Source organism: Aquisphaera insulae (genome assembly GCF_011064615.1).
Taxonomy (GTDB): Bacteria; Planctomycetota; Planctomycetia; order Isosphaerales; family Isosphaeraceae; genus Aquisphaera; species Aquisphaera insulae.
The window spans coordinates 1-11,911 of record NZ_JAALJH010000150.1 but is presented as its reverse complement, the minus strand read 5'-3'; the positions used below and the strand labels follow the sequence as shown (position 1 = coordinate 11,911).

The following is an 11,911-nucleotide window of genomic DNA, read 5'->3' as shown; positions in this document are numbered from 1 at the left end:
GCAGATCTCGGCGGAGGTCGTCAACGCCGGGCACATCCGGATCTCGACCGGGGTGACGATCGGGCGAGCCGGGGCGAACCACGTGAATAACGGGGTGATCCAGATCCTCGGCACGACGGCGACGTTCACGGGGGCGTCGTTCACGAACGAGGAGGGAGGGCTCGTCGGCGGGGCGGGCACGCTGAACACGTCGGGGCTGGCGGTGACGAACAAGGGGCTCATCGACCTCTCGCCGCCGAGCGTGATCGACGTGGCGTTGCAGCCGTCGGCGGTGGTGGTGACGTATTATGACTCGGCGGGGATGGACGCGGCGTCGGTCACGGATCCGACGCACTACGCGATCCTGGCCAGCGGCGGGGATGGGATCTTCGGGAACGGGAATGACGTCGACCTGTCGTCGCGGATCGATCAGATCCTCTTCGATGCCCCCTCGCGGACGGCGGTCATCCACCTGGCCCAGTCACTACCGAACGACACGCTGCGGCTGGTGATCCATGGGACGCTCGTCAAGAACACGGCCGGGACGCCGCTGTTCGGCGGGGACGCGGCGCTGACGATCCTCCCGGACCTGACGCCGCCGACGGTCACGCTCGCCCTCCAGGCGGCCAGCGATTCGGGCGCGTCGCACGCCGACCGGATCACCAACGTCGTGACCCCAAGCTTCGACGTCGCCGTGAGCAAGGCCGGGACCATCCGACTGGATTTCGACGGCGACGGCGTGGACGACGTCACCCGCGTGGTGGGCGTCGGCGGGACGTACTCGTTCACCGCCCCCGCGCTGGCCGATGGCGTTCACACGGTCCGCGCCACGTTCGTGCCGGTGGTCGGGTCCACGGTCGCGACCACGCTGAGCGTCATCATCGACACCCACGGCCCGCGGCTTCTGCCGGGCTCCGCGACCGCCCAGGCCCCGCTCTACGGCCGTTCGCTCACGTTCAACGAGGCCCTGGACTCCAGCTCGTTCCGGGCGTCCAGTCTGGCCTTCACCGGGCCGGGCGGCGAGGCCATCTCGGTTGCGTCGGCGACCGGCTCCGGTGCATCGTACGCGATCGCGTTCAACCCGCTCATCACGGCGGGAGCCTATGACCTGGCCGTCGGCCTGGGCGTCACGGACCTCGCCGGGAACCCGCTGGACCAGGACGGAGACAACACCAACGGCGAGGCCGATGACCTCGCGCACGATGCCTTCACGCTCGTGGCCGACACCACGCCGCCACAGGTCGTCTCTCTGAGCCCAACCGGACTGCTGAACCGCGCCGTCTCCGCCATCCGGGTTCGGTTCAGCGAGGCCATCCTGACCTCCTCCTTCACCGCGGCCGACGTGACCCTCGATGGGCCACCGAACGCCGTGGATCACGCGTCGATCGTCGTGACGCCCTTCGACGCGACGACCTTCGACATCACCTTCACTCCGCTCACCGCGGACGGCAGCTACACCGTCTCGATCGGCCCGGACATCACCGACCTGTCGGGCAATGCGCTCACGGCGGCGTATGCAGGTTCGTTCACGATCGACCGGACCGGCGCGGCGGTCGTCGGGATGGCGCCGACGGGCTCGAACTTCGGGACGATCGACCACATCGACGTCACGTTCACCGAGCCGATCCGGCTCGTCTCGCTCAACGGCTCGACCGTGACCCTGACGGGGCCGGCGGGCGGCGTCACGATTGGCGTGGCGAGCCTGGTGTCGGGGACGACGGCGACGTACCGGATCCCGTTCGCGGCCCAGGACGCGCCGGGCGACTACACGCTGAAGGTCGGGCCCGGCGTCCTGGACCTGGCCGGCAACGCGATGGATCAGGACGGCGACGGCACGCCCGGCGAAGCGGCCGATGCGTTCACCGGTTCGCTCCGGATCCTCGTCCAGGCCCTCTCGCTGTCGCTCTCGGTCTCCTCGATCCGCGAGGACGCGACCAACCCGGCGGCGGTGGGGACGATCGCGCGGACGGGAGACACGAGCAACCCGCTGGTCGTCGCCCTCCAGAGCAGCTCGCCCGGCCTGGTCGTGCCTGCGACCGTGACCATCCCGGCGGGAGCCGCCTCGGTCGATTTCAACCTCCAGGTCGTCCGCGACGGCCTGGTGACCGGCGACCGCCTCGCCACCCTCACCGCCTCCGCCCCCAACGCCGCCGGCGCCAGCGGCCAGGTCACGATCCGGGACGTGGACGTCCCCACGCTGACGATCGTGCCGGGCGCCTCGCAGGTGACCGAGGGGGGATCGATCACCGCCGTCATCACCCGCAACGCGGGGCTCGACCAGGCGCTGACGGTGGCGCTCTCGGAGAGCAACATCCGCTCGACGCTTCCGCAGTTCTTGCTCCCCACGGTGGTTTTCGCGGCGGGTGAGGCATCGGTCACGGTCACGCTGGAGACGGTCGATGATGCCATCATTGAGAAGGCAAAGCAGGTCACGGTCACGGCCGTGGCGGCCGGCTACACGTCCGGCGCGGGCCTGGTGGACGTGCTGGACGACGACGTGCCGACCCTATCGTTGACGGTCGCTCCTTCCGCATTCAGCGAGGGCGCCGGGGCTTCGGCCGCGACCGGGACCGTGACGCGGGACGTCGTGACCGACCAGCCCTTAACCGTAAAGCTCGCCAGCGGCACGACGAGCAAGGCGACGGTCCCGGCCACGGTGGTCATCCCGGCCGGCCAGGCGTCGGTCACGTTCGCCGTCGCCGCGGTGGACAACGCGACGGTCGACGGGACGATCGCCGTCTCGATTACGGCCAATGGCACCTTTCCGGAATGCGGGTGCACGATCCAGCAAGGGAGCGCCTCGACCGTCGTCCAGGTCGTCGACGACGAGGTGCCGTCGTTGTCGCTCTCGCTGCCGGACGCACAGGTCCGTGAGGACGCGGGCGCCACGGCGATGCGGGCTGTCATCGCCCGCCAGGGCGACCTGTCGTCGGCCCTGACCGTGAACCTGGTGTCGAACCTCACCTGGGTTGGAGTGCCCTCAACAGTCACGATCCCGGCGGGGCAAGCGGCGGTGGCGTTCTGGGTGGGCGTGACGAGAGATCCGGCGGTCACCGGCCCCAGGGACGCCACGATCACGGCCTCGGCCGCAGGCTTCGCGGGGGCCGCGCGCGAGTTGACACTGATCGACGTCGACCGGCCCACGCTGACCCTGAGCCTGAATGCCGCCCAGCTCGTCGAGGGGGCCTCGGCCAGCGCCACCGTGACGCGAGACCTCGTCACGACGACATCGCTGGTCGTGAGCCTGACGGCGTCGCGGACCGGGCAGGTCACGATGCCCGCGACGGTGACAATCCCCGCGGGGGCATCGTCCGTCTCGTTCACCGTCCAGGCGACCGACGACGGCGTCCCCGAGGAGGAGCTGTCGGTGACGCTGACCGCCGCGGCGAGCGGGACCAATAGCGGGGCGACGACGCTGGCGATCCTCGACGACGACCTGCCGACGATCTCGCTCGAGCTGCCCGGGACGTCGATCTCGGAGTCGGCCGGATCGCAGGCCATGACGGGGACGGTCCGCCGGTCCGGTTCGACCTCGGCGGCCCTGACCGTGAACCTGTCCAGCAGCAACAAGGCCAAAGCCCTTGTGCCCTCCCAGGTCGTCATCCCGGCCGGCCAGGAGACGGTTTCGTTCATGATCGCCGCCGTGGACAACGCGCTGGTCGACGGCTCAAAGGTCGTCACGATCACGGCCGTGGGTACGCTGCCAGACTGCGGCTGCTCCTTGCCCAATGCAACCGGGACGGCCGTCGCGACCCTGACGGTGACCGACGATGACGGCCCGACCCTGACGATCGCCGTGGACAAGGCGCTCGTGCGCGAGGGGGTGGCAGGGGCGGCGGTGTTGACGATCTCCCGGAACACCGCGACGACCGAGGCGCTGACGGTCGCGCTGGCCTCGGACCATCCAGGCAAGCTCGCGGTGTCCTCGGCCGCGACCATCCCTGCGGGGGCGTCATCGGTCCAGGTCCTGCTCGATACGATCCGCGACGGCATCTCCGACGGCAGCGTCTCCGTGGTCGTGACGGCCGCTGCGGGCGGGTACACGTCCGGCGCCGCGACGATCGTGGTGACGGATGCCGACGTGCCCGACCTGGCGCTCAGCCTGCTGGAGCCGGACAGCTCGACCCTCACGGAGCAGTATTTCAACGTCCGCTACCGGGTCACGAACGACGGGTTGGTCGCGGCCGACGGGACCATCCAGCCGTGGGTCGACCGGATCTACCTGTCGCCCGATCCGTACATCGGCGACGACACCCTGCTGGGCAGCTACACGTTCTCCGGGAAGGTGGACGCAAACGGCTACTACGAGCGGATCGTCCCGGTCCGCGCCCCGCTCCGGGCGGGGACGTACTGGATCATCGCCACCACCGACCTGAACCAGGTCACCGGCTCGATCTCGACGACCAACAATACGCGCATCAGCGCCAGCCCGGTCACGATCAACCCGGCCTACTCGGCGACCGTGTCGACGGATGCGGACATCGAGCCGACCGGCACGCCGATCCTCCTGACCGGTCAGGCGATCGCCGCCGGTTCGACGGCCGGGGCGCCTTACGCCATGGTCAACATCCACCTGCAGGTCCGGGGGACGGAGCGGATCATCTCCGCGCTCGCCGATGATCGCGGCCGTTTCCAGGCCACGTTCCGGCCCTTGCCGGGCGAGGCGGGGCATTACCGCATCTTCGCGACCCATCCGGGAGTGGACTCGGCCGCTGTCCAGGATGAGTTCGTGCTCCTCGGCCTGAAGGCCGAACCGACGGGTGCCAGCCTCACCGTGATCGACGGGGCCTCGAACTCGGGCCAGATCGCGGTGCGGAATCTCGCCGACGTGCCGCTCAGCGGGCTCTCGGTGCAGGTCCTGAACGCGCCCGCCGACCTCACCGTGACCGCCTCCCTGTCCGGCGGAAGCCTGGGCGCCCTGGCCACCACCTCGCTGATCTATCAGGTCGCCACCGCGTCCACCGATCTTCACCAGGCCGATCTGACCCTCCGAATCACCTCGGCGGAAGGCGCCACGCTCGACGTGCCGCTTCACGTCGAGGTGCTCCAGTTGCACTCGAAGCTGACCGCCGGCGTCCCCTCCCTGGTCGCGTCCGCGGTGCGCGGCGGGCAGCGCGTGGTCGAATTCCGCGTCACCAACGAGGGCGGCGCATCGAGCGGCGCGATCACGGTCGATCTCCCCGCACTCTCCTGGCTGTCGCTCTCCACCCCCGCGACCTTGCCGGCGCTCGCCCCGGGCGAATCGGCGGCGGTGACCCTCGTGCTGACTCCCGCGGCGGACGCAGTGCTCACCGCCTACAACGGCAACCTCGTCCTGCACGTCGCGGATGGCGGCCCCGACCTGTCCGTGCCGTTCGCATTCCGCGTCGTCTCCGAGGGCAAGGGGGATCTGGCCGTCACCGCCGTGGACGAGCTCTACTATCAGACCCAGGAGGCCCCGCGACTCGCCGGCGCCACGGCCATCCTCCAGGACGCCGTCAGCGGGGAGACCGTCGCGACCGGCACGACCGACGCCCAGGGCCAGGTGTCCTTCCACGACATCCGCGAGGGATACTACGTGCTGGACGTCCGCGCCAGCTCGCATGACACCTATCGCGAGACGATCTTCATCAACGCGGGCGAGACCGGACGCGTGGTCGCCTTCCTGTCGCGTCAGGCGGTGCGCTACATCTGGACCGTGACGCCGACGGGGATCGAGGACCGCACCCGGATCGACATCGAGACGATCTTCGAAACGAACGTCCCGGTTCCGGTCGTCACCGTCTCGCCCGCGGTCATCGACCTCGCTCCGCTCACGGCCGTCGGGCAGAAGATCCAGGTTGACCTGACGCTCACCAACCACGGCTGGATCACGGCAATGAATACCGCCCTGATCTTCGGCTCCCACTCGATGTATCGGTTCACCCCGCTGGTGGATGACATCGGGGACCTGCCGGCCCGCAGCTCGATCGTGATCCCCGTCATCATCGAACGCCTCCTGGCCGGCGACGAGGATGACAGCTCCGGCGGTGGCTTCGTCGCCACCGATGCCGGTTCCCTTCAGTGCACCGTTCCAGCAAACCTGAACTGGACGTACATCTGCGGCCCGGTCGTCGTCAAGAAGAGCATCCCCATTTACATCACGAACATCGACGTCGACTGTCCGGTTATACCCGGAGTCGAAGTCGGAAGAGGAGGCGGAGGCGGAGGCGGCGAAGGGACCGGAGTGTACGTTGCACCCGTCGCGCCCTCGCAGCCGACGTGCGATCCCTGCCTCAGGCCGATTATCGACCTGGTCATCTGCTTCGTGCCAATGCCCGAGAACTGCGCCTACAGCGGCCCCATCAACTGCGGGATCAACTCCACGGAGGATCTGCTCGAAGGCAAGGACCCGACCATCAACGATTGTCTCAAAGAAATAGTCAAGGGCTGCATACTCAACGCGATTGACAAGATTGCCAAGAATACACCCGTCGGCAAGATCTGGTGCGTCGTTGAGAACACCTGCAAGTTTCTGGATTGCATTGGCGCGTTCGATGGCGGCGGCAGCAACCTCAAGGCGATCACGAAGTCGGTCTGCGAGATCATCGCCGGAGGATATAAAGGCCCCCAGAGCAGTCAGAGCTTGTCCGACATCCTGACGACCGCCGACGGAGGGAGTCTCGCCATCCCTTATCGGGGACTCGTCGGCGCGGCGATCCAGGATTATCTGGCATGGTTCGACCGCTTCATGACGACGATGGATCCGATCTTCTATGCCCTCGGTAATTTCGATTGGATCCTCAGCGGCGGGAATCCCTCGGCAGTTCTGGACCTCTATGTAGATGCGATCGGATCGACGTCAAGCGGCGGGGGTCACATCGATGGTGGAGAGCGACAGCTCCTCCTGGCCGCGGCGGCTACAAACCAGATCGACACCGCGACGATCGACTCGGTGATCAGCCGCTGGAACCGCTCCCTTGATTACTGGGCCGCGGGCTACACCAGCGCGGACAAGCTGCCCGAGGGCTTCAATACGGACTTCATCGACGCCAAGGTCTGGCTCGACAAGTGGCAGGCCGCGGCGGGTGCCGATTCCGAGGCCCTGGCGGCGGGCTTCGTCAACGTCTTCCAGGGTTTCAACGCATCGGTCGCGGCGCTCGACACCGCGATGGACACGCTCGACTCATCGGACGGCGTCTGCGCCCAGGTTCGCATCCAGATCAGCCAGGACGCGGTGATGACCCGCGACGCCTTCGACGCCCGCCTGGAGATGATCAACACGACCGGCGATGCTCTCTCCGGAGTCGACGTCGACATCGTCATCGTCGATGCGAGCGGCGTGGTCGTCACGGACCTCTTCGGGATCTATCCGCCGACGTACACCGGCTTCAGCGCGGTAGACGGCACGGGCGTCCTGGCAGCCGATTCGACCGGCGAATCCCGGTGGATCATCGTCCCGACGACGGAGGCGGCCGTCACCGAGGCCACCCAGTATTTCGTCGGCGGCACGCTCCGATACGTCGAGAATGGGATCGAGATCACCGCCACGCTGACCCCGGTCGCCATCACCGTGTATCCGCAGGCCGAGCTCGAGTTGACCTACTTCCATCAGCGGGACGTGCTGGCCGACGACCCGTGGACCGAAGACGTCACCGAGCCTTCCCAGCCCTTCGCCCTGGCCGTGATGGTCCAGAACAAGGGGGCAGGAACCGCTCGCGACCTGACGATCACCTCCGCCCAGCCCCAGATCATCGAGAACGAAAAGGGCCTGCTGGTCGATTTCAAGATCATCGCCACGGAGGTCGCAGGCCAAAACCTCACCCCCTCGCTCCTGGCGGACTTCGGCGACGTCGCCCCCGGAGAGGTGGAGATCGGGACGTGGTGGCTGACCTCGACCCTGCAAGGCCAGTTCGTCAGCTACAAGGCGACCTTCGAGAACATCAATCCGCTCGGCGATCAGCGGCTGTCGCTCATCAAGAAGGTGTCGATCCACGAGTTGATCCACATCGTCCAGGCGACGGGGACGCTCTCCGACGGCAAGCCGGATTTCCTGGTCAACGACATCCTCGACGCCGGCGACAATCCGGATACGCTCTACCTCTCGGACGGATCGGTCGCCATTGTGGGGCTCGGCTCCAACGCGAGCGTCGACCGTGCGGTGGACCCTAAGCACCTGGTCGTCCACCTCGATGCCCAGATGGGCGGCGGCTGGAGCTACCTGCGGATGGTCGGCAACGACCCCGGCGGCTCGGAATACCGGCTCGTCCGCGTGGTCCGGTCGGACGGCACCGAGGTGCCGACCAGCAACTTCTGGCAGACCGACCGCACCTTCATCGGCCTGGGGAGGCGGCCCACCCTGGAGAACAGCCTCCACCTCCTGGATCGCGACAGCACGGGCTCCTACACGCTCTACTACGAGCCCATCGACCAGGTCGGCCCCACGGTCGTGACCGTCGCGACGAGCGGTACGACGCCGGACAGCGTCCTCGTCGGATTCAGCGAGGTCATCGACCCGAGCAGCTTCGACTGGCGGGACCTCTCCCTGTCCCGCGACGGCGGACCGAACCTGATCACGGGGCCGGTGACGATCGTCGCCGCCGCGGATGGGTCGCACTTCACCATCTCCGGCCTGGATGGCCTGACGGACCAGGACGGCGATTACACGCTCACGATCAGCGCCTCGGGCATCACCGACCGCTTCCTCAACGCCGGTACCGGCTCGAAGGTCCTGCAGTGGACCCGCGGCACGGCGCGACCGGCGGTCGAATCGCTCTCGGGCGTGGACTCGGTCCCCCGCAACACGCCGGTCAACTCGGTCGACGTCACCTTCACCATCGCCGTCGATCGGGCGACCTTCACGGCGGACGACCTGGCCCTCTCGCGAGACGGCAGGACGGTCACTCTCGATGGCGGCGTCACCGTGACGCCGACCGGCGAGCGGAGTTTCCATGTCGACGGGCTCGCCGGCTTCACGGCCCTCGACGGGTCCTACGTGTTCACGGTCAAGGCCGCGGGCCTCGCCGGCCTCGACGGCCGCGCGGGCGTCGGCAGCCGGTCCGTCTCCTGGGTCATGGACACCGTCGCCCCGTCGGTCGCCTCGGCCGTCGCCGACCGCGGATCGCCGGCGAACTCGCCCGTCGATCGGGTGGACGTCACGTTCTCCGAGGCCATCGTCGCGTCCTCGTTCGGCGCCGGGGCTCTGTCGCTCTTCCACGACGGCATGCTCTTGACGCTCCCGGCGAGCGTGCAGGTGACGAGACTCTCGGCCACGACCTTCCGCGTCACGGGGCTGGCCGCCGCCGCGGCGGGCGACGGCACCTACCTCCTGCGGATCGACACGGCCGGCGTGCTCGACCTCGCCGGCAATCGCGGCGGCCAGGTTGGGACAAGCTCCTGGGTGCTCGACACGATGGCCCCGAGCGTCGTCGGCGGCCTATCCATCGGCCCGGACACGGGCACCGTCGGCGACGGCCGCACCAACCTCCCGACGCTGACGGTCTCCGGTCTCCTCTCCGAGCCGGGCGCGACCGTCTCGCTGTATGACGCCACGACGCTCGCCGACCTCGGCCTGGCGACGGTGACCGGCTCGTCCTTCTCCAGGAACGTCACGCTCCTCTCGCCGGGCACCCACCGGATCGTGGCGCGGGTTGTCGACGCGGCCGGCAACAGGTCCGAGGCCGAGGCGACCGTCTTCATCGATCAGACCAGCCCCGACGTCCAGCAGATCTCGGCGGTCCCCGCCGTCGATGGCGGCGTCGCCTCGGTCCGCGTCGTCTTCGGCGAGGCGATGAACCTGGACGCCCTCATCGCCAACGGTTCGATCACGTCCGCCGTCGCGATCCGGTCGGCCACGAACGGGACGATCGCCCTGACGCCCGATCGATTCACCTATGATCCCGCGACGAACACGCTCACGATCGAGCTCGGCAGCGATGCCCGGGGGCTGAACGGTGCCTGGACGCTGACGCTCGACGGCAGCCGGCTGGCGGACGTCGCCGGCAATCCGCTCCGCGGCGGCTCGGCGAGCGTCGCCGCGACGTCCCCGTCCTTCTCGTTCGCCGGCCTCGTCCAGGCCGCCGGGGCGACGCTCCAGGTCGATGCCAATGCCGTCCCCGCCGTCGTGGACTGGAACGACGACGGGCTGCCCGACCTGCTGGTGGGCGAGATGACGGCGGGCGTGGGCAAGGTCCGGCTCTACCTGGGTCAGGGGCGGCGGACCGCGACGACCTACGACTCGTTCACCTACGTCCAGGCCGCCGGGGCCGACCTCACGGTCCCCGCGGCGGGCTGCCTGGGCGTCTATCCTCGCGTGTTCGACTGGAACGGCGACGGCCGCAAGGACCTGCTGCTCGGGTATGCCGACGGCCGGATCGCGGTCCTCCTCAATCAGCACACCGACGCGGCGCCCGAGTTCGGGTCGCCCGCGTTCGTGGAGGTCGGCGAGCCGGGCGCGAAGGCCGCGCTCGACGTCGGCGACCGGGCGGCGTTCGACGTCGCCGACTGGGACGGCGACGGCGCGTTCGACCTCGTCGTGGGGGCGCTCGACGGCAAGGTCCGCGTGCTCCTCAACCGGGCGACGGCCGGCGGCACGCCCGACTTCCGCTCGATCCTCATCGTCCGCGACGGCATCGACGACCTGGCCGTGCCGACCGGCCGGGCGAGCGTGGCGATGGTGGACCTCAACGGCGACGGCCTCAAGGACCTGCTGGTCGGCAACACGGAAGGGCAACTGCTCCTCTACGCGAACGTCGGCACGGCGACCGCCCCGGCCTTCTCCGGCTACCGGGCCCTCGCGGCCGACGGCGCCACGATCGACCTGGCCGGCACGCCGAGGTCCCGCCCGTTCGTCGCCGACGTCAACCGCGACGGCATCCCGGACCTCCTCGTCGGCGCCACCGACGGGCTCGTCCGCCTCTACCTGGGCAAGGCCCAGGCCACGTCGACCGCCATCGTCCCGGGCGAGGCCGGCGGCCTCTTCACCTATGGCTACACGCCGGCCGCCGCCCCCGCGGCGGGGATCACCGTCACGCCCATTTCGGAGCTCGCCACCACGACGGGCACGACCGCCACGTTCCACGTCGTGCTCGACTCCAAGCCCGAGGCGGACGTCGTGGTGACGCTCGCCAGCAGCAACCCGTCCGCCGGGACCGTCGGCGTTTCCAGCCTGACCTTCACGCCGGACAACTGGGACATCCCCCAGGCCGTGATCATCACGGGGGGCACGGCCGGGACGACCGACGTCTCCTACTCCATCCTCACCGCCGCGGCCACGAGCGCCGACGCCCGCTACCAGGGCCTGGACCCGGCGGACGTCCAGGTCGTGAACCTCGGCAACGGCCCCGCGCCAGACGTGACCCCGCCCACCAGCGCCGTGCTGCCGCTGCCGGAGGTCTCCACCTCGACGAGCTTCCTCGTCTCCTGGTCGGGAACCGACGCGGGGGGATCGGGGATCGCCTCGTACGACGTCTTCGTCTCGATCGACGGCGGCCCCTTCGGGCCGTGGCTCACGGCGACGACCGCCACCTCGGCCCTCTTCACGGGGAGCGACGGCCACAGCTACGGCTTCTACAGCGTCGCCACCGACGCCGCCGGCAACCGCGAGGCCGATCCCTCGGCCGCGGACGCCACGACGACCGTGGCCCTGCCCGACGTCCTCGCCCCCACCAGCTCCGTCACCGCGCTGCCGGCGATCACCCGCGCGGAGTCGTTCCTGGTCGAGTGGTCCGGGCAGGACAATGCGGGGGGATCGGGGATCGCGGCGTATGACATCTTGGTCTCGGTGGATGGCGGGGCGTTCAGCCCGTGGCTCACCGGGACGACGAGCACGTCGGCGACGTACCTCGGGGCGCAGGGGCATGCGTATGGGTTCTATAGCGTGGCCACGGACAGGGCCGGGAACCGAGAGGCTTCGCCAGGGACGGCGGATGCCTCGACGCAGATTCCGGAGCTGGTGCCGCCGACGGTGAAAGCC

General features: G+C 69.1%; 1 protein-coding gene. It reads left to right on the top strand.

Going from position 1 to position 11,911, the window contains the following annotated elements; translation table 11 throughout:
- On the top strand, positions 1-11,911 hold an 11,911-nt coding region (locus tag G6O54_RS35395), incomplete at both ends, for an Ig-like domain-containing protein (RefSeq protein WP_165235209.1).